This is a genomic window from Streptomyces sp. LS-MS-L19, from assembly GCF_058382285.1.
Genome location: NZ_JBYCLL010000001.1, coordinates 5,274,448 through 5,293,047 on the forward strand (window position 1 = coordinate 5,274,448; position 18,600 = coordinate 5,293,047).

The following is an 18,600-nucleotide window of genomic DNA, read 5'->3' on the forward strand; positions in this document are numbered from 1 at the left end:
AAGGACAATCCCGGGGTGGTTCCCGGACAACCGGGCGGACCGGGCGAGCAACCGGGCGGACGACCGAGCGAGCAACCGGGGCTGTCCGTCAGGCCGTCGCCGCATCCGCCGCGTCCGCCGAGGGCACCGCGGTCACCTTCCCGGCACCGGCCGCCTGCCGCTCCCGCCACCACGACGCCCCCCACGCGAGCGCCGCGCCCCCGACCGCGTACGCGACCAGCACCCACAGGGCGCCGGCCGTCGCGTGGCCGGAGAAGTACGCCGTGTTGCGGACCAGGGTCGTGCCCGCCCCCGGTGGCAGGGCCTGGCCGATCGCGCTCCAGAAGGCGGGGAGCAACGGGGCCGGGTACACACCGCCCGAACTCGGGTTGCCCAGGACCACGAACAGCAGGATGACCAGGCCCGTGCCGAGCAGTCCCAGCAGGGTCTGGAGGGCGAGCGCGGTCGCCGCCGACGCCATGACGACCAGGGCGCCGATCGCGCTCAGCGCCCAGAAGTGACCGCCGAGCGCGTCGAACACCGGGCCCACGATCACCGCTCCGGCCACGCCCGAGACCACCGCGTACAGGACGAGGGCGCCCAGACGGATCAGGGTGCGCTGACGGTTGGCCGGGCGGGAGCCCGCGGCCATGCCCATGATCGTGGCGGTCAGGTAGCCGCCGATCACCCAGCCGAGGACCAGGTAGAAGGACGTCATGCCGCGGCCGTCCCCGGAGTTGGGGGCGCGGATGTCGGTCACCGTGATGCGGCGCTTCTCGGACGCCTCGATCTTCTGGGCGATCTGGGTGGCCGTCTGGGAGACCGAGGGGCCGCCGGCCGAGGCGACCAGGAGGGTGTCCTCGGTGCCCTGCGCGTCGAAGAGGAAGGCCGCGTCCGTCCTGCGGGTCATGACCCACTCGCGGGCTTCGGCCGTGCTCGCGGCCGTCGTGGCCTTCACCGGTTCGCCGTCCAGTGCGTTGAGCTGGGCGACGATCTTCGCGGCGGCCTGCTGGGGGGCGACCACCGCGACCGGGATGCGGTGCGGGGTGGGGGAGTGGAAGGCGCCGACGTACGAGAGGACGAAGGCGAGTTGGACGAGGAGGCCGCCGAGGACCAGGCCGAAGGCCCGGAGCGTCACCGCGTCCTTGAACTCGGCCGCGAAACCAGGGGACTTGGGGGCCGGCTCCGGGGCGGGTCCGCCGGAGGAGGGGGTGGAGGGTGCGTTCACGGGCGCATCGTCGCACAAGTGGGTGAACTTGCCGTTCCGTTTGCCGTCCCGGAGGAAACGGACACCTCGGAAGACCTGACCCGGCACGCCCCGAGCCTGACCCGGCACGCCCCGAGCCTGACCCGGCACGCCGCGGGGCCTGACCCGGCATGCCCCCAAGGCCCGGCCCACCCCCGCGCGGAGCCCTAGTCCGGCAACCCCAGCTCCGCCCAGATCGTCTTCCCGGTGGCCGTCTGCCGGCTCCCCCACCGCTCCGCCATCTGCGCCACCAGCAGCAGCCCCCGCCCGCCCTCGTCGAACACCCGGGCCCGGCGCAGATGCGGGGCGGTGCTGCTGCCGTCGGACACCTCGCAGATCAGGCTGGAGTCGCGGATCAGCCGGAGGACGACCGGGTCGGCGCCGTAGCGGACCGCGTTCGTGACCAGTTCGCTGACGATCAGTTCGGCGGCGAAGGACGCGTCCCCGAGACCCCACGCCATGACCTGCTCGCTCGCCTCCTTCCTGGCCCGCGACACCGCCGCCGGATCGCGGGGCAGCTGCCAGGTGCGGACCTGAGCGGTGTCCAGGGCGGAGGTGCGGGCCAGCATCAGGACGATGTCGTCGGCCGGGCGGGCCGGCAGGGCCGTGCGCAGGACCCGTTCGCAGGTCTCCTCCAGGGGGCCCGCGTTGTCGGCCAGCGCCCCGCGCAGCAGGTCCAGTCCGACCTCGATGTCGCGGTCGGCCGCCTCGACCAGGCCGTCGGTGTAGAGGGCCAGCAGGCTGCCCTCCGCCAGCTCCACCTCGACGGACTCGAACGGCAGGCCGCCGAGGCCGAGGGGCGGGCCCGCCGGCAGGTCCAGGAAGCGGACCTCGCCGTCGGGGGTGACCACGGCCGGCGGCGGATGGCCGGCGCGGGCCATGGTGCAGCGGCGGGAGACCGGGTCGTAGACGGCGTAGACGCAGGTGGCGCCCACCTCGCCCGAGGTCGGTGCCTGGGCCGCCGGGCCGCCGCGGGTCTCCGGGCCCTCCTCCCGGTCCAGCCTGACCACCAGGTCGTCGAGCTGGGTGAGGAGTTCGTCGGGGGCGAGGTCCACGTCCGCGAGGGTGCGCACGGCCGTCCGCAGGCGGCCCATCGTCGCCGAGGCGTGGATGCCGTGGCCCACCACGTCACCGACCACCAGGGCGACCCGGGCGCCGGAGAGCGGGATGACGTCGAACCAGTCGCCGCCCACGTCCGCGCCGGAGCCCGCCGGGAGGTAGCGGTAGGCGACCTCCATCGCCGCGAGGTCCGGCGGACGGTCGGGCAGCAGGCTGCGCTGGAGGGTGAGCGCGGTGCGGCGCTCGTGGGTGTAGCGGCGGGCGTTGTCCACGCTGACCGCCGCCCGCGCGACGATCTCCTCCGCGAGCAGCAGGTCGTCCTCGGTGAACGGCTCCACCGTGCGGTGGCGCAGGAAGTGCACCAGCCCGAGGGTGACCCCGCGGGCCCGCAGCGGCACCATCATCACCGAGTGGATCAGGTACTTGGCCACCGTCTCGGCCCGGGCCCGGGACGACTCGACCCACGCCCGCATCCCCGGGTCGCCCTCGGGCGGCAGGGTGCCGCGGCCGGCGATCAGGGCGCGCATCGGGGGCGTGTCCACCGGGTAGAACGTCGTCTCGCCGGACGGCACCACCGACTCCGGGCAGCCGTCGAGGACCGAGCGCTGCGCGGTCCGCCGTACGGTGACCGGCCGGTCCGGGGGCACCGGCTCCGGTTCGTCGCCGAGCGCCACCGACTCCAGCAGGTCCACGGTGACGAAGTCCGCGAAGCCCGTCACGGCCACCTCGGCCAGCTCCTCGGCGGTCCGGACGACGTCCAGGGTGCTGCCGATGCGCAGGCTCGCGTCGTTGAGGACGGCGAGGCGGCGGCGGGCCCAGTACTGCTCGGTGGTGTCGAAGACGGCCGCGGACATGCCCAGCACCGCCCCGCCCTCGTCCTTCAGCGGTGACAGGAACATCGACCAGGCGTGGCCCCGCACCTCGCCGGGGGCCTGGCCGTAGTTCTCGTGGAAGATCGGCTCACCGGTGCTCAGGACCTGCCGCTGGAGGCGGTCGTACTCGTCGAAGGGCGGGTTCGGCTCGATCTCCCACAGGGTCAGACCGCGCATCTCGGCGAGGGTGCGGCCCATCACCCGGGTCATGACCTCGTTGGCCGTCACCAGCCGCGCCTCGGCGTCGTAGACCGCCACCGGCACGGGCAGCTGCGCGAGCGTGAGGTCCCACAGGGCCTCCGCGGTCGGCTCGGCGGGCTGGGACACGCGTTCCGGTGCGGCGGGGGTGATCAGCCACGGCCGCGCGCCGTCGCCGTCCGCGAGCGGGGTGCCCTTCAGCCGTACGACGACACGGTCGCCGTCGCGGTGCCGCAGCGCCACCTCGGTGGCCCACCGCCGGCCCTGGGCGATGTGGCGGCGCGCGGACTCGGGGAGGTCGGCCGCGAGCAGGTCGGCCGCCGGACGCCCCACGACCTCCGCGGCCTCGTGGCCGAGCAGCCGCCGCGCCCCGGAGCTCCACACTGTGACCGTCCCGCCGGCGTCGACCACGACCGCCAGGTCCTCGGGTACGGGTCCCTCCACGGTGCCTCCGGATGTGCCGCGCCTGCCGTCCATGCTCCCAGCGTCCCGCCGCGCAGCTCTCCGCTCAAGCGATGACAGAAGGCATACGGCGACCCTGCCGTGCGGAGCCGCAGTCTTGCACGGCGCGCCGGGCGGGCGGAACGGAACGGAAGGATCTCGGGGCCGGTGGTGTCGGTTCCGGCGGCCGCTGGTGCGCTCCGGTCGCGGGCGAGGTCGTCACAGCAGGGCGCTGGTGCGGTGGTGGGCCGGGATGTTCAGCCACCAGGACGCGGCCGCGCGGGTGGTGGGCAGGAAGTCGGGGTTCGTGCGGATCGCGGTGAGCACGTCGTCGCGGGCGGCCATGCCGAGGGCGTAGACGAGGCTCTCCAGGGTGGCCGCGGTCACCGGGTCCCGGCCGGCCCGCCACGCGGTGTGGTGGTGGGTGAGGGCGGAGCGCAGGAAGTCGCCGGTGGAGCGGTCGGCGGCGACATGGCCGAGGCCGCGGACCGCGGCGTACGCGGTGGTGCGCGGTACGCCCGGTGTCACCGCGAGCCATTGCAGCAGCCCGCGGTGGCGGTGGTCGCCGACGACCCGCAGCGCGTCCAGGAGCGGGACCGCGAGGTCCTCCTGCCGGGTGGCGAGGGGCCGTACCAGTTCCGCCGCGAGCGCGTCCGCCAGCACCGGGCGGTACGGGGTGGCCGCGAGCAGGAACGCGGCGTACAGCCGGACGTCGAAGAGCGGGCTGGCCAGCGCCTCGCCGACCAGCGCGGTCGGCACGGCGGAGTCGCCCACCCGGCCGGGCTCCAGCGCCCCCAGGCGCGCGGTCACCCTGCGCACCGCCGCCGCGGCCGGATCGGACACCCGCCGCCCCGGCAGCGGGGCCGGCGGGCGGCGGCCGAGGAGCGCGCGGGCGTGCTCGGGGTGCGCGGCGGACAGATGGGTGCGCAGCGGTGCGACCTGGTCGCCGAACGGGCCGTCGTCGGCGCAGTCCCGCACCGCCCGCACCAGCCTGGTCAGCTGCGGCTCGTCGAACTGCCGGTAGTTCACCTTGCGGAAGCACGCCATGACCGCGCCCCGATGCGCCAACGGCCCGCTGGGCCGGGCCAGTTCACGCAGGACCCGGTCGGCCGCGTCCGGGTGGGCGGAGTTGTCCAGGGCGCAGACGATCTCGGTCGCCGTCAGCCGGGCCCGCCCCGCCGCCATCGCACCGCACACCGCGACGACCGTACGGCCGCCCCTGCGGTGGTTGAGGAGCCGGTTGAGCGACTCGAAGCGCAGCATCCACGGAAGGTCGTCGGCGATCACCATCTCCTCGACGAGCCGCTCGGCGAGCCGGGCCCACGTGCCCGACGGCATCAGCACCACGTCGGGCCGCGCGCACAGTCCGTCGACCAGCTGGTCCCAGTGGTCACCGGTCATCACGTCCCCGGACACCGCCTGCTCCAGCAGGTCCTCCAGGTCCCGGCCGGCCGGGGCGACCGGGTCGACGTCCAGGACGGGACCGGGCGCCCAGTAGCGCCACACCGTGCGCGCGGTGGCGGTGAGCCGGTTGCGGGGCAGCCCGAGCAGCTCCTCGTAGCGGCGAACCGCCTGCCAGGGGACGGGAGTCCGGGCGGTCTCCCAGCGCGAGACGGTGCTGACGCTGACCTCGCGGTCGTAGCTCCCGCCGTGGAAGGCCGCCGCGAACGCGGGCAGCGATCTGAGCGGTTTCTCCTCGGCCAGCAGCCGGTTGACCCGTAACAGCCATGCGACACGGGCCCGCCGCCCCAGCCCGGCCCCCGCGCCGTCCGCGGCACGCGCGTTCATACGGTCAGTGTGGCAGGAGTCGGGCCATCCGGCCCCGGCCGAGACAATTCCCTCTGACATACCCGATTTCCCACCGCCCCGCGCCGCGCCTTGCAGCGCCCGGCGAGCTGTGCAACGCGCGGTGGACCGGGCCCCCGACGGCGGTACCAACGAGTCAACCGGCCCGTACGGACGGCCGGTCGAGGTGATGTCGGGGGAGGCATCGATGGGAACGGCACTGGCACTCGGGCATGTGATCGGCGTGGTGATCGCGCTGTGGACGTTCAACGCGCGGGCGGGCGGCTCCTTCTGGCACGGCGTCTCGCCGTGGCTGCTGCTGATCAGCCCGGAGTGGTTCCTGGTCAGCGTGGTCAAGGCGGTCGGCTGGGAGATCACGCTCGCCGTCTGGCTGCTGAGAGGGCAGCCCGCCTCGCCGTGGGGCGTACGGCCGCGCAGCCGCTCGGGCCGGATCACCCGGCTGAGCCCGGCCGAACGCGCCGCCCGTGAGCGTGAGTTGCAGAGCACCAGGTGAGGGAGGGATCCGCGTGCGGTACACCGGCGACAAGGACGTCCACTGCGGGGACCGGGCCTGCCGCAAGAGGGTGCGGGCCGTCCGCTGCCCGCGCTGCCAGGGTCGGGTCGGCCCGATGACCACGTGCAGGCGGTGCGGCAACACCGGCTACGTCTGCCCGAACTCGCGCGACGAGCACCACGCCAAGGTCGGCTGAGGGGAGGACGGGATGGAGATCCTGCACAGGCTGCTCGGGCCGCGTCGGCTGCCGGCCGGCCGACACGGCTACCAGGCACCGCCGGACGCCCTGGCCGAGGGCTGGGAGTGCGACAACCCGGACTGCGGAGAGGGCGGGTACTTCGCCAGTCCGCGGCCCGGGATCCCACGCCGCTGCGACGCCTGCGGCAGCGGCACCTACCCGCGCCACGCCTGGCCCTGGCAGCACGGCGAGCGCCGGGCCGAACTCGACGCCCTGCTGGCCGAGGCGGAGCGGGACGGGGATCGCTACCTCGCCCTGCTGGTCCGCTTCCACCTGCTGACCTGGACCTTCGAGGACCACCTGATGAACGGCCACCGGCACGACGCCCTGCTGACCCTGCGCGACACCGACGCGGGACTGCGGGCGACGATGCGCGAGGACCCCCTGTTCACGGAGGGCTCCTACCGCTACGCCCTGGTCCTCGGCGCCCTGCGCAGCGGCGACCCGGACATCGCGCTGCGGATCCTCGAACCCTGGGTGGCGCTGGCCCGCGAACGGGGCCCGGGCTACGGCACCGACCTGGCCTCGGACAACGCGAGCCGCACCGACTACCGCTGTCTGGTGAGCGCCTGCTTCGCGTGGCTGCGGGACGAGCGGACCCCGGCCCATCGCCGCTACGACACGGTCGTGCGCTGGGTGCTGGACACGGCCCGCGCCCCGCATGTGCGGAACTGGCTGACCGGCGACCACGACGCGGCGCTCACCGTCCTCGACCCCTACTGGCAGTCCGGGCGCTGAGGGCCCGGGCACCGGAGCCGGGTGCGTGGCCGCGAACCCGTACGGGGGTCGGAATCGCGGCCACGGGCCTGCCCGGGTGAGGTCAGCCCAGCGGGGTGTCGGCCCACGGGAGGGACGCCGACGGGTCGTTGAAGGCCTCCGGGCGCGGCGGCCGCACCTCGTGGCAGGTGAAGCCGAGCCGGGTCAGGGCCCGGCTCACCTCGTTGGCGGTGAAGTCCCGGCGGTCCTGCCGGGTGATCACCTGACCGACCTGCTTGACCGGGTACACCTGGGAGCCGACGGTCACGCACGGTCCGGTGGCGGGTTCGGGCTCGACGCCCTCCATCGACCTCTCGACCTCGCTCATGGTCAGGTCGAAGGGAAAACGTGCGATGACGATGCGCATGGCGCCTCCACGGGGAGCGGTCGGAACGGGGACGGTGAGAACGCCCAGGGTGCGGCCCTGTTCGTCTCCTTCTCGGAGTGGGTCGTACGGCTATCGGGGGGTGCGGGCGGAGCGGCGGCGGCCCCGCGCGGAGCGGCTGCCGCGGCCGCGTCCGGCGGCCCCGGTGCGCTGCGCGGGCTCGGCGGCGGCCGGGGCGGGGAGCGTGACGGGCACGCCGGAGGGGGTGCGGGCGCCGGTGATGCGGTTCAGCTCGGCCTCGCCCGGGCGGACCCGGGTGATCCGGGCGGAGATGCCGGCGTCGGACATCAGACGGTCCACCGCGCGCCGCTGGTGCGGCAGGACCAGGGTGACGACGGTGCCGGACTCGCCGGCGCGTGCCGTACGGCCGCCGCGGTGCAGGTAGTCCTTGTGGTCGGCGGGCGGGTCGAAGTTGACGACGAGGTCGACGTCGTCGACGTGGATCCCGCGGGCCGCGACATTGGTGGCGACCAGCACGCTGACCTGGCCGTCCTTGAACTGGCCGAGGGTGCGGGTGCGCTGCGGCTGGGACTTGCCGCCGTGCAGCGCCGAGGCCCGCACGCCCACCGACAGCAGGTGCTTGGCCAGCCGCTCCGCCGCGTGCTTGGTGTCCAGGAACATGATCACGCGGCCGTCGCGGGCGGCGATCTCGGTGGCGGTGGCGCGCTTGTCGTCGTCGACCACGTGCAGCAGGTGGTGCTCCATGGTGGTGACGGCGCCCGCGGACGGGTCGACCGAGTGCACCACCGGGTCGTGCAGGTAGCGGCGCACCAGGAGGTCGATGTTGCGGTCGAGGGTGGCCGAGAACAGCATCGTCTGGCCGTCCGGACGCACCTGGTCGAGCAGATGGGTGACCTGCGGCATGAAGCCCATGTCGGTCATCTGGTCGGCCTCGTCCAGGACGGTCATGGCCACCTGGCCGAGCTCGCAGTCACCGCGTTCGATGAGGTCCTTGAGCCGTCCCGGTGTCGCCACCAGGAGCTCGGCGCCGGACCGCAGCGCGGATGCCTGGCGGCCGATCGACATGCCGCCGACGACGGTGGCCGCGCGCAGGCGCAGCGCCTTGGCGTAGGGGGTGAGGGCGTCGGTGACCTGCTGGGCCAGCTCGCGGGTCGGGACCAGGACCAGGGCGAGGGGGCGGCGGGGCTCGGCGCGCTGTCCGTCCAGACGGGCCAGCAGGGGCAGGCCGAAGGCGAGGGTCTTGCCGGAGCCGGTGCGTCCGCGGCCCAGGACGTCCCGTCCGGCCAGCGAGTTCGGCAGGGTGGCCGCCTGGATCGGGAAGGGCTCGGTCACGCCCTCGGCGCGCAGCGCGGCCTGGAGCCGCTCGGGCAGGTCGAGGTCGGTGAACGCCTCCACCGCCGGCAGGGCCTCGGTGATCGTGGTGGGCAGGGTGAACTCGCCGCGGGGTGCGGCGGCGGCACGGGGGCGCTGGTGGCTCGCGGCCCGGGAACGGACACGGGACGCGTTGTTCCTGCTGGTCCCGTTGTTTCCGTTGTTTCCGGTACGGCGGGTGCGGTTCATGGGTGGGGAACCTTCCTCGATGCGTGCGGCACGTGTCGAGGAATTCCTCCGGGGCGCGGCGAAACCGCACGAGAATTCGCAAGAAAGAGCCGGGGAGAAAGCGAAGCAAACAGTTGCGGGCAATGGGCTGGGGCCCGCACCCAAGAGTGCGGGCCCCAGCCGTAAAACTGCGTCAGCGTCAGGCGGGAACGATGTTCTCGGCCTGCGGGCCCTTCTGGCCCTGCGTGACGTCGAAGGTAACCTTCTGGCCTTCCTGAAGCTCGCGGAAGCCGGAGGTGGCGATGTTCGAGTAGTGCGCGAACACGTCGGCGCCGCCGCCGTCCTGCTCGATGAAGCCGAAGCCCTTTTCCGCGTTGAACCACTTCACGGTGCCAGATGCCATATTGAATCTCCCTAAGGGGCAGTGCCGGGATCCGCACTTTACGGATTCCGAGTCGCCGCGATGATCACCCCTCCGGTAAGACCCGGAAAGACGCGGAGACCTTCTTGAAGAATCTCCGGAAACCAAAACTGCAACTCTTATCACGGTAACACACCGTAGATGCGCGGATCCACGCTCCCGGTAATTCTGGGCCCGTCCCTTCCGGAAATCTCGTCGCGCCCCGTGTGTGATTCTGTTGTGGCTGCGACAGTTATTCGTCCAGCCGGCGGCGCAGCTCCTCGTTCTGCCGGAGGGCTTCGTCGAGCCGGTCCTCCAGGTCGATGATGCGGCAGGCCGCCTCGATCGGGGTGCCCTGGTCGACGAGCTCGCGGGCCCGGGCGGCGATGCGCAACTGGCCGCGGGAGTACCGGCGGTGGCCGCCCTCCGAACGCAGCGGGGTGATCAGTTTCGCCTCGCCGACGGCCCGCAGGAAGGCAGGGGTGATACCGAGGATGGCGGCGGCCCGGCCCATGGTGTAGGCCGGGTAGTCGTCGTCGTCCAGGCGGCCGGCGGGGGAGGTCTCGGCGGGCATGGCACCTTCGTTTCGGGGGCGCGGCGTGGGCCCGACGGCCCGGACACCGACCCAGTAGTGCCCGGATGGTCACAACCCTAACGTCGCCCCACCCGGATATGTGGCGCCGCCCCGACAGATTTCCACCACCGGAAGGACCTCGCGCCCCAGCACCCCAACAGCCCCCACACGGACCAGCAACCCCCGCCCGCCACCCTCACACCTCACGGCCCCCGCCCGAGCGGCGCCCGCCGGATCTCCGACGCACGCACCGTGCGTCTGCTGCCGCGCCGGATGTGCGCGCGCCGGGTTCTGGCTGTGCCTGCCTCGGGTCCCTGGCTGCGCGCGGCGGGCCTGCCTTACTGTGCCCGCCACGTGCGTGTCCCCACCGTGCCTGCCCGGGTCCCTTCCTCCCCCGCGGACGAGCCGGACATCACAGTGTCCGATTGTCCCCGCCATGCCATACGCTGCACCTTCGGCGGCGTCCACAGTGCATCCACAGCCGGTGCCAGGGGGGAACCGTCGCCGGTCACTTTCCACCCGGTGGGCGCCGGGCTTCTCATGTAGGGGGGGCACATCACTGTGCGCATGCTCGGGCGGCCGGAACCCGGACCGTGATCCTTCCCTCTTCCCCTTTCGGGCAGGCGGTTCTTTGAACGACATCTAGCGAAGTGGCCGAAATTGAGACAGATACTCCAGCGAATCGACGCACGGGCGGGACTGTGGGCCGTGATGGGCGCCGTGGCCCTCGGTTCCTTCGTCGCGCTGGAGCTCGCCGCCCGCGGTTACGGTCTGCCGGGGCCGCTGACCACCCTGGCGCGCGAGACCGTCGGCCCGCCGAAGTCGGGGCCCCTGCTGTACGCCGGCCTGGCGCTGACGATGGTCGTGCTGACCTGGCGGCAACGCTTCATCGCGCTCGGCGCCGCGATAGCCATCGACCTCGGCTTCCTCGTGGTCCGGACGGCGTGCGGCATCGAGGTGACCCACGGCCACCCCTTCGGCAACGGCGCGCTCTGGGTGACCCTGGGCTGCGGCGTCCTCGCCCTCACCCGCCGCACCGGCGCGGAACGGACCCTGCTGCTGAAGGGCGTCGGTCTGGGCCTGGTCCTGGTCGCCGGCCGCAAACTGGGCGACACCTGGCTGATCATCACCGCGAAGAGCCGCCCGCAGGTGCTCGACCCGTACCTCGCGGCCGCCGACCACGCCCTGGGCAACCCGTCCTGGCTGATGGGCCGGCTCGTCACGGCGACCGGCGCGATCGGCTTCAACTTCCTCGACACCATCTACGGCCAGCTCGCGGTGGCCGCCGTGGTCGTGGCGCTCTACCAGCTGCGCAACGTGGCCGCCGAGCGCCGCTTCCCGCGCCACCACCTGGTGCGCACCTTCCTGCTGATCGGCCTCCTCGGCCCGGCCATCTACATGATCTTCCCGGTGGTCGGCCCGGTCTTCGCCTACGGCACCGGCACCGACCACTGGGCGTCGATCGCCCTGTGGTCGCCGCAGATACCGAGCGACGGACACTGGGCGGTGGCCGACCTGTGGCCACAGACCCCGCCCCCGATAACCGCCCCGCACTCCATACCCTTCGACACGGTCACCCCCCGCAACTGCATGCCCAGCCTGCACACGGCCTGGGCCACCGCGATCTTCATCCACTCCCGCAAGGGCCCGCGCCTGCTGCGCGTCGCGGGCACGTTCTGGCTGATCGCCACACTCTGCGCCACGCTCGGCTTCGGCTACCACTACGGCGTCGACCTCATCGCCGGTGTGGTGTTCACCCTCACCATCGAGATGGCCGTACGCACGTACGACCGCGGCTGGGACCGCGCGGGGCTCCGGCTGACGGCGTACGGTACGGCGGTCTTCGTGGCGCTCCTGCTGTCGTACGCCCTGCTGCCGGTCCAGATGGGCGAGCACCCCTGGCTGGCCGGCCCGCTGCTCGTGCTGGCGATGCTCTCCGTGATCTACGGCTATGTCCGCACCGTCACCCGCTGGGAGGCGGCGCCGGTGCCGGTCCGGGAGCCGGAGCCGCACCCCGAACCTGCCTGAACCGCGCCCGGATCAGCCCCCGACCCGCTCGATCCACTCGCTGCCGCCCAGCGGATAGTCGTAGCCGGGGCGGTCCACATTCGCGCTGGTCCGGAACGGGCTGCCGTCGTTGTCGATGTGCACGGTCCCGCTGCGGTCGCCGCTGGACCAGTCCAGGGTGAGGTCCCAGCGGACGTCGTGCGCCGCGGTGTGGGCGGTGACGTAGAAGACCTCCGGGTCGGACTCGCTGACCTTGTACGGGAAGTCGCGCTGCCCGTTCTTCCCGGTGACCGCGGGGCTGCCCTGGTCGAGGGCGATGTCGAACGACTTGGTGCCGACCCCGCCGCCGCAGCCGACGCCCATCGAGTAGTCGTTCCAGGCGAGCGGGGCGCCCCTGGACAGGATCCGTACGTGCAGCGCGTTGAGGACGACGGTCTCCGCGCCGGTGCCCTGCACGGTGAGCGCGATCTCCTGTTCGCCCGAGGAGACCGCCCCGTACGCGGCGGCCCAGCGCGGGGCGTCCTGCTCGCTCGCCGGCGGGCCGACCTGCGCGGGCTCGCTGTCGACGAGGAAGTGCTGGCTGCACGGGCTGTCGTAGACGTAGGGGCGGGTGGCGACGGCGAGCGGGACGCCGGTGGCGGGCTGCCGGGTGGCGGGCTTGTCGTCGCCGCTCGGATCGCCGGACGCGGCGCTCCCGGCGCCCGCCGTGCCGGTGGGGGAGACGGAGGCCGACGCGGACGGTCCGCGGTCGGCGGACGCGCGGGCCGAGGGTTCCCGGGCGGGGCCGGCGTCCTGGCTGCCGGTGATCGTCGGCGCCGTGCTGTCCCCGGCGCGCTCGGAGGTCGGGCGCAGGGCGTACGCGACGGCGCCGAGCGCGGCGACCACGGCGACGGAGGCGATCAGCGCGGTACGGCGGCGGTGGGGCCAGGGGGAGCGACGGGGTGAGGTGACCTCGGCTGCCGGGTCGATGACGACCGGCTCACCGGGGTCGTCGTCGCCCGTGTTCTCGCCGGGGCTCGTGTTCTCGGCGGCCCCCGTGTCCTCGCTCGCGGCCTCCGTCCTGCGGCCGCGGGCCGCGTCCGCCAGGATCCAGCGGCGGTGCAGTTCCACCAGTTCCTGCGGAGTGGCCCGGCAGACCCGGGCGAGGCGCTCCACCGGCGCGTACTCGACCGGCACCGCGGTGCCGTTGCAGTAGCGGTGCAGTGTCGACGTGCTCATGTGCAGGCGTTTGGCGAGCACGCCGTAGCTCAGTCCCGAGCGGTCCTTGAGCTCCCGCAACAGCGCTGCGAACGCCTCCGACTCGGCCGTCCCCGTCGCCCCTGACACCCGTACCCCTCACCCCGGCATCCCGGGAACGCATTCCAAGGGCGCCGCATTCTTCCTGGTCAAAGCCCGTTTCGGCGTTCCAGTGTCCCCAACTGCCCGCTGGGCGTGGCGGTTGGGACGGATCGCCTCACAAGCTTCGGTCATCCAATCACCACCGCAACGCCAACTCCCAAGGGGCACAGCGACATGCCGAACCTCCGCACCTCCCGCATCCGTCTCGCCGCCGCCGCGGCCACCACCGTCCTCGCGGCGCTCTCCCTGACCGCGTGCGACAACGGCACGGGCACCAAGGACGAGGGCGCCGCGACGGCGAGCACCTCCGCCACCCCGGGTGCGGAGGCCGGCTCCGGGACCACCCCCGAGAGCCCGTCGACCCGCACGGACGCCAGCGGCACCGGCACCGGGACCGCCGCCGACGCGAAGCCCACGTCCGCCGCCGCCTCGAAGGCGCCCGCCGCCTCCCGCACCTCCTCCGCCGGCTCGTCCTCGGCCGCGACACCGGTCACGTGCGAGGGGTCCACCACGAAGACGGTGGCGGCCCCGCTGACCCGTCCCGTGAACCACCTGCTGCTCACCGTCACCAACACGGGCAGCAGGACCTGCTTCCTCTACGGATCTCCGGCCGTCCGGTTCGGTGAGGCGCAGTCGGTGCCGCCGACCATCGAGGACTCCCAGCCGCAGGCGGTGGTCACGCTCGAGCCGGGCCAGTCCGGCTACGCCTCCGTGAACCTGTCCGCCACCGACGGCAGCGCCGCGAACGGGCACACGGCGAAGTCCCTGACCGTCCACTTCCAGGGCCGCTCCCTCGCCGGGAGCGTCGGCAAGGCCGCGGCCCCTGCCCTGCCGGCGAAGGGCGTCTACGTCGACGACTCCCTCAAGGTGACCTACTGGCAGCAGGACATGAACGACGCCCTGTCCTGGTGACCCGGTCACCGGCGCGGCAGCACCCAGCCCGGTACCCAGGTTCCGGCGGCGTCCCGGGCGGCCGTCCCGGCGGTGAGGTGGGCGCGGAGGGTGGCCAGGGCCGGGTGCGGGTTGTCGCGGTGCCAGAGGAGCGAGTGCGGGTAGACCGGCGTCGGGTCGGTCACCGGGATGCGGCGCAGGCCGTGGTCGGCGGGCCAGATGAGACGGGTGTGCTCGCCCATGAAGGTGGCCAGGGCCGGGGTGTCGGAGACGGTGTCGAGGAGCGCGTCGGAGCCGAAGTTGGGGCCGGTCACCTCGATGGTGAGGCCGAACTCGGCGACCAGGTCGTCGTAGTAGGCGCCCCACTCGGTACCGGGGGCGATGCCGGGCATCCAGATCCGGTGCCCGACGAGCTCGGCGAGGGTCACCGACCGGGCGCTCGCCAGGGCGTGCTCGGGGCCGGTGAGGAGCTGGAGCGGCTCGTCGAGGACCCGGACGGACTCGATGTCCTCGGGGAGGGGGCGGCCGGGCGCGGCCACGGCCCGGAAGGACGCGTCGATCGCACCGGAGCGCAGGGCGGTGACGGCCGTCTCGATGTCGAACAGCATCATCACGTCGAGCTCGATCCCGGGATGCGCCCGGTGGAAGTCGCGCATCAGGCTCGACTGCGCGCTGCGGGAGGCGATCACGTCGACGCGCAGCGGACGGCGGCCGGGGCGCACGGACGCGGACGCCCGTTCGGCGACCCGCAGCAGCTCGCGGGCGTGGGGCAGGAAGGCCCGGCCGTCGATGGTGAGCTCGGCCCCGCGCGGGGCACGGGTGAACAGCCGCACGCCGAGAGTGCGTTCCAGCGCCGCGACGCGTTTGGAGACGGCCTGCTGGGTGATCGACAGGTCGTCGGCGGCCCTCTGGAACCGGCCCGCGTCCGCGACGGCGACGAAGGTGCGCACGGTTTCGAGGTCCACGCCGACCCACCTTAGGGAACAACCCATGGTTGTGGACTGCCGCCAGGTCGGTTGTTTGACCTGCTGTTGTCCTGCCCGCTTGGCTCTCATCGGTCAACGCCGATTTGTGCGGACGGGTTCTCGAGGGGCGGGGCGTGGTGGGCAGGAGACGGCTGGGCCGGCCGTTCGGCTGGCTGTGGGCGTCGTACGCGGTGAGCGCGTACGGGTCGGGGCTGGGGTTCGGGGCGTTGCCGTTGATCGCCGTGCTGGTGCTGCGTGCCGGGCCCGCCGAGGTGTCCGCGCTGTCGGCGGTGGGGCCTGCCGTGGGTGCGCTGATCGCGGTGCCGCTCGCGCCGTGGGTGGAGTTCCGGCGCAAGCGTCCGGTCATGATCATGATGGATCTGGTCCGGTTCGCGGCCATGGCGACGATCCCGCTCGGCTACGCCCTCGGCCGGCTGGGCTTCGTCCAGTTGCTCGTGGTCTCGGCCGTGGTCGCCGCGGCCAAGATCGCGTTCAACGCGGCCAGTGGCGCCTACCTCAAGAGCCTGGTCCGTCCGGAGGACCTGCTCGTGGCCAACGCGCGGTTCGAGTCCACGAACTGGAGCTCCATCGCGGTCGGGCCACCGCTGGGCGGGGCGGCGATCGGCCTGTTCGGGCCGGTGACCACCGTGGTGGCCGACGCGCTCAGCTACCTGCTCTCCGCGCTGGGCATCACCGCGATCCGCGGCCGGGAGGAAGCGCCGCGGACGACCGGGAAGAGCCCGGGGATCCGGGCGGCCGGGCTGCTCGACGGCTGGCGGCACATCCTGGGCCACCCCGTTCTACGGCCGCTCTACCTCAACCAGTTGCTCGTCGCCGGTCTGATCATGGCCACCGAACCGGTGCTGGCCGTGCTGCTGCTGCGCCGGCTCGGCTTCCCGCCCTGGCAGTACGGCCTCGCCTTCGCCCTGCCCTGTCTGGGCGGACTCATCGGCTCGCGGCTGGCCGGCCGGGTCGTGGCCCGCTTCGGCCGGGACCGGGTCTTCCGGACCGTCGGCACGCTGCGCTCGGTCTGGCTGATCGGCCTGGCCTTCGTCCGCCCCGGTGTCGTCGGACTCGTCACCGTGATGGTCGTCGAGCTGGCGATCATCATCAACATGAGCCTGTACACCCCGGTCCTCGCCACCTACCGGCTCGAACAGACCCCGGGGCACCTCGTGGCCCGCACCCTGACGGCCTGGTCGATCGGCTCCCAGGCCTCCATCGCCACCCTCACCGCACTCGTCGGCCTCCTCGCCGACGCCACCACCCCCCGCACCGCCCTCACCATCACGGGCCTGCTCATCCTGACCACCCCCCTCCTGCTCCCCCACCCGAACCGAACCCGGCACCCGGAACCGGAGCCTTCCCGCAGCCACTGAGGCCCGCGGAGCCCTCACCGACGCACACGCGCACGGCGGCACCATCCCCTGCCGGGAACCCGACCGGGACGGCGCCCGCGGTGGCCGGTCACGAGGGGCTCCGGTGCGCCCACCGGGGCGGGGCGTCGTGGAGCCGTACCGGCCGGTCTCCGCCGGGCAGCGCCGGTACCTCCGTCGCCTGCGACCTCGACCGGGGCGACGGGCGGGCGTCCCGCGTGGACCGGGTGGGCGAGCCGTTCACGCCGCCCCTGGACACCGGCCCCTCACTCCAGGGTGCCGGTCAGTTCCCCGAGTTCCGTGCTGAAGAAGCGGGCCGGGTCGAAGCCCATTCCCGTGAAGTGGCCGGACAGTTCCAGGGAGAGCACGCCGTGCAGGCGGGTCCAGAAGGTCAGGGCCCGGTGCAGGGTGGCGGTCGGGGCGGGGTGGCCGGCCGCCCAGGCGCGGTGGTCCTCGAGGTGTTCGTCGAACGCGCTCGCCGGGCGGTCCTCGGGCAGCCGGGCGCAGGCGTCCAGGAGCGCCGCCATGATCTCCCGCGCGATCGCGGTGACGTCGTCGGGCGCGTGATAGCCGGGGACGGGGGTGCCGTAGACGAGGAAGTAGCGCTGGGGGTCGGCCAGGGCCCAGGCGCGCAGGGCGTGGGCCAGCGCGGTGGCGTCGGCGCCGGTCCGCACGGCCGCCCCGAAGGTGTCGGCGAGACTGCGGTACGCGTCCCGGACCAGCTCGGTGATCAGCTCGTCCCGTCCGGCGAAGTACCGGTACAGCGCGGGCCCGCTCATGCCCATCTGCTTGGCGATCGCGTTGAGCGAGAGCGCCGACGCGCCCGCCGTGGCGATCTGCTCCCACGCCCGTTCCTTGATCTCCGTCCGCACCTGGGCGCGGTACCGCTCGCGCGGGGTCTTCGCTTCCGAGTTCACCATAGTTAGAGGCTATCACTGAAGTTATTGACACTTCCGAGCAGGTGGTTATAGCTTCTAACCAACGCGAAGCCAGCTAACCCTTCGGAGGGTGTCACCATGAACGCCGAGGAACTCGTCGAGGTCGTCCTGCCGGGCAAGGTCGAGCCGGAAGGGCTCCGGATCCGGCGCGGGGCGGTGCCCACCGCGGGCCCCGGCCAGGTCGTGATCCGCATGGAGGCGACCGGCGTCTCCTTCGCCGAACAGCAGATGCGGCGCGGCCGCTACTACGACCAGCCGCCGTTCCCCTTCGTGCCCGGCTACGACCTCGTCGGCACCGTCCTCGCGACCGGCGAGGGCGTCGAGCCGGAGCTGGCCGGCACCCGGGTCGCCGCGCTGGTCAAGGTCGGCGGCTGGGCCAGCCACGTCGTGGTCGAGGCGGCGGACACGGTGCTGGTGCCCGACGGGATCGGCGCGGCCGAGGCGGAGACCCTCGTGGTCAACGGCATCACCGCCTGGCAGATGCTGCACCGCAAGGCCCGGGTGCGGGCCGGCCGGACCGTCGTCGTGCACGGCGCCAACGGCGGTGTCGGCTCGGTCCTGGTCCAGCTCGCCCGGGCCGCGGGCGCCCACGTGATCGGTACGGCCTCCGAGCGCCACCACGACGCGCTGCGGGAGCGCGGAGTCGTCCCCGTCGACTACCGCGCCGCCGACCTGCCCGCCCGCATCCGCGCACTCGCCCCGCGGGGTGTGCACGCCGTTTTCGACCATGTCGGCGGCCGCGGCATCGTCGACTCCTGGCGCCTGCTGGCCCCCGGCGGCACCCTCGTCTCCTACGGCAGCGCCGCCACCCGGGACGCCGAGGGCTCCAAGCAGTGGCCCGTGCTCAAGCTCCTCGGCCGGGTGTGGCTGTGGAACGCCCTGCCCAACCGCCGCCGCGCGTACTTCTTCAACGTGTGGGCCGGCAAGGCCCTGGCCAGGAACCGGTTCCGGGCCCGGCTGCGCGCCGACCTCACCCAGGTCTTCGCCGCCCTCCAGCGCGGTGAGATCACCGCCCGGGTCGCCGCCCGACTGCCGCTCGCCCAGGTCGCCGAGGCCGTACGGCTGGCCGAGTCCGGCACCGTCGCCGGCAAGGTCGTCCTCACGCCGTAGTTCCGTTCCGTGACACGCCCCCAGGTGG

General features: G+C 73.3%; 17 protein-coding genes. 7 read left to right on the forward strand and 10 right to left on the reverse strand.

Annotation, left to right across the window (positions count from 1 at the left end):
- Positions 1–88: 88 nt before the first annotated feature.
- The 3 genes from AC2XR2_RS23655 to AC2XR2_RS23665 form a co-directional block, all read right to left on the reverse strand.
- A complete protein-coding gene (locus AC2XR2_RS23655) occupies positions 89–1,207 on the reverse strand; it encodes an ABC transporter permease (RefSeq protein WP_381305632.1) in 1,119 nt (372 codons plus the stop codon).
- Positions 1,208–1,392: 185 nt separating this feature from the next.
- Positions 1,393–3,831: a SpoIIE family protein phosphatase gene (locus tag AC2XR2_RS23660; RefSeq protein ID WP_491516225.1), complete on the reverse strand. Its 2,439-nt coding sequence runs from the start codon at positions 3,829–3,831 to the stop codon at positions 1,393–1,395.
- 183 nt (positions 3,832–4,014) lie between these two features.
- A complete protein-coding gene (locus AC2XR2_RS23665; protein ID WP_491516226.1) occupies positions 4,015–5,583 on the reverse strand; it encodes an XRE family transcriptional regulator in 1,569 nt (522 codons plus the stop codon).
- A 205-nt stretch (positions 5,584–5,788) separates the two neighbouring features.
- Here AC2XR2_RS23665 and AC2XR2_RS23670 point away from each other — a divergent pair, with 205 nt between their 5' ends.
- The 3 genes from AC2XR2_RS23670 to AC2XR2_RS23680 are packed head-to-tail and all read left to right on the forward strand — an operon-like array spanning position 5,789 to position 7,070.
- Positions 5,789–6,094 (forward strand): hypothetical protein, encoded by a 306-nt coding sequence (locus AC2XR2_RS23670; RefSeq protein ID WP_381305639.1) that lies wholly within the window; start codon positions 5,789–5,791, stop codon positions 6,092–6,094.
- A 13-nt stretch (positions 6,095–6,107) separates the two neighbouring features.
- Complete coding sequence (locus AC2XR2_RS23675) at positions 6,108–6,290, forward strand: hypothetical protein (protein ID WP_030319908.1); 183 nt, start codon at positions 6,108–6,110, stop codon at positions 6,288–6,290.
- Between the two features lie 12 nt (positions 6,291–6,302).
- Positions 6,303–7,070, forward strand: coding sequence for a hypothetical protein (locus AC2XR2_RS23680; protein ID WP_491516227.1), 768 nt, complete (start codon positions 6,303–6,305; stop codon positions 7,068–7,070).
- A gap of 82 nt (positions 7,071–7,152) precedes the next feature.
- Here AC2XR2_RS23680 and AC2XR2_RS23685 read toward each other — a convergent pair whose 3' ends face one another.
- From AC2XR2_RS23685 to AC2XR2_RS23700, 4 genes are all read right to left on the reverse strand, one after another.
- The gene (locus AC2XR2_RS23685; protein ID WP_123762070.1) at positions 7,153–7,455 is read right to left on the reverse strand and encodes an SCO5918 family protein; all 303 of its coding nucleotides are present in this window, start codon (positions 7,453–7,455) and stop codon (positions 7,153–7,155) included.
- A gap of 90 nt (positions 7,456–7,545) precedes the next feature.
- Complete coding sequence (locus AC2XR2_RS23690) at positions 7,546–8,994, reverse strand: DEAD/DEAH box helicase (protein WP_449348820.1); 1,449 nt, start codon at positions 8,992–8,994, stop codon at positions 7,546–7,548.
- Positions 8,995–9,172: 178 nt separating this feature from the next.
- Complete coding sequence (locus AC2XR2_RS23695; protein ID WP_007383480.1) at positions 9,173–9,376, reverse strand: cold-shock protein; 204 nt, start codon at positions 9,374–9,376, stop codon at positions 9,173–9,175.
- Positions 9,377–9,626: 250 nt separating this feature from the next.
- Positions 9,627–9,947, reverse strand: coding sequence for a MerR family transcriptional regulator (locus AC2XR2_RS23700; RefSeq protein WP_381305647.1), 321 nt, complete (start codon positions 9,945–9,947; stop codon positions 9,627–9,629).
- Positions 9,948–10,658: 711 nt separating this feature from the next.
- Here AC2XR2_RS23700 and AC2XR2_RS23705 point away from each other — a divergent pair.
- Complete coding sequence (locus AC2XR2_RS23705; protein WP_449348915.1) at positions 10,659–11,975, forward strand: phosphatase PAP2 family protein; 1,317 nt, start codon at positions 10,659–10,661, stop codon at positions 11,973–11,975.
- 12 nt (positions 11,976–11,987) lie between these two features.
- On the opposite strand, the gene AC2XR2_RS23710 is transcribed toward AC2XR2_RS23705, so the two are convergent.
- Positions 11,988–13,280: a helix-turn-helix domain-containing protein gene (locus AC2XR2_RS23710; protein WP_491516228.1), complete on the reverse strand. Its 1,293-nt coding sequence runs from the start codon at positions 13,278–13,280 to the stop codon at positions 11,988–11,990.
- A gap of 186 nt (positions 13,281–13,466) precedes the next feature.
- Between AC2XR2_RS23710 and AC2XR2_RS23715 the strand changes: the two genes are divergently transcribed.
- Positions 13,467–14,204, forward strand: coding sequence for a DUF4232 domain-containing protein (locus AC2XR2_RS23715; protein WP_491516229.1), 738 nt, complete (start codon positions 13,467–13,469; stop codon positions 14,202–14,204).
- 5 nt (positions 14,205–14,209) lie between these two features.
- On the opposite strand, the gene AC2XR2_RS23720 is transcribed toward AC2XR2_RS23715, so the two are convergent.
- Positions 14,210–15,148: a LysR family transcriptional regulator gene (locus tag AC2XR2_RS23720; RefSeq protein WP_381305656.1), complete on the reverse strand. Its 939-nt coding sequence runs from the start codon at positions 15,146–15,148 to the stop codon at positions 14,210–14,212.
- A gap of 134 nt (positions 15,149–15,282) precedes the next feature.
- Here AC2XR2_RS23720 and AC2XR2_RS23725 point away from each other — a divergent pair, with 134 nt between their 5' ends.
- Positions 15,283–16,527 carry an MFS transporter gene (locus tag AC2XR2_RS23725; RefSeq protein ID WP_491516230.1) on the forward strand — a complete coding sequence of 415 codons (1,245 nt, stop codon included), beginning with the start codon at positions 15,283–15,285 and terminating at the stop codon, positions 16,525–16,527.
- Positions 16,528–16,790: 263 nt separating this feature from the next.
- On the opposite strand, the gene AC2XR2_RS23730 is transcribed toward AC2XR2_RS23725, so the two are convergent.
- Positions 16,791–17,444 carry a TetR/AcrR family transcriptional regulator gene (locus tag AC2XR2_RS23730; RefSeq protein ID WP_491516231.1) on the reverse strand — a complete coding sequence of 218 codons (654 nt, stop codon included), beginning with the start codon at positions 17,442–17,444 and terminating at the stop codon, positions 16,791–16,793.
- Between the two features lie 96 nt (positions 17,445–17,540).
- Between AC2XR2_RS23730 and AC2XR2_RS23735 the strand changes: the two genes are divergently transcribed.
- The gene (locus tag AC2XR2_RS23735) at positions 17,541–18,572 is read left to right on the forward strand and encodes a medium chain dehydrogenase/reductase family protein (protein ID WP_491516232.1); all 1,032 of its coding nucleotides are present in this window, start codon (positions 17,541–17,543) and stop codon (positions 18,570–18,572) included.
- The last annotated feature ends 28 nt before the right edge of the window (positions 18,573–18,600 follow it).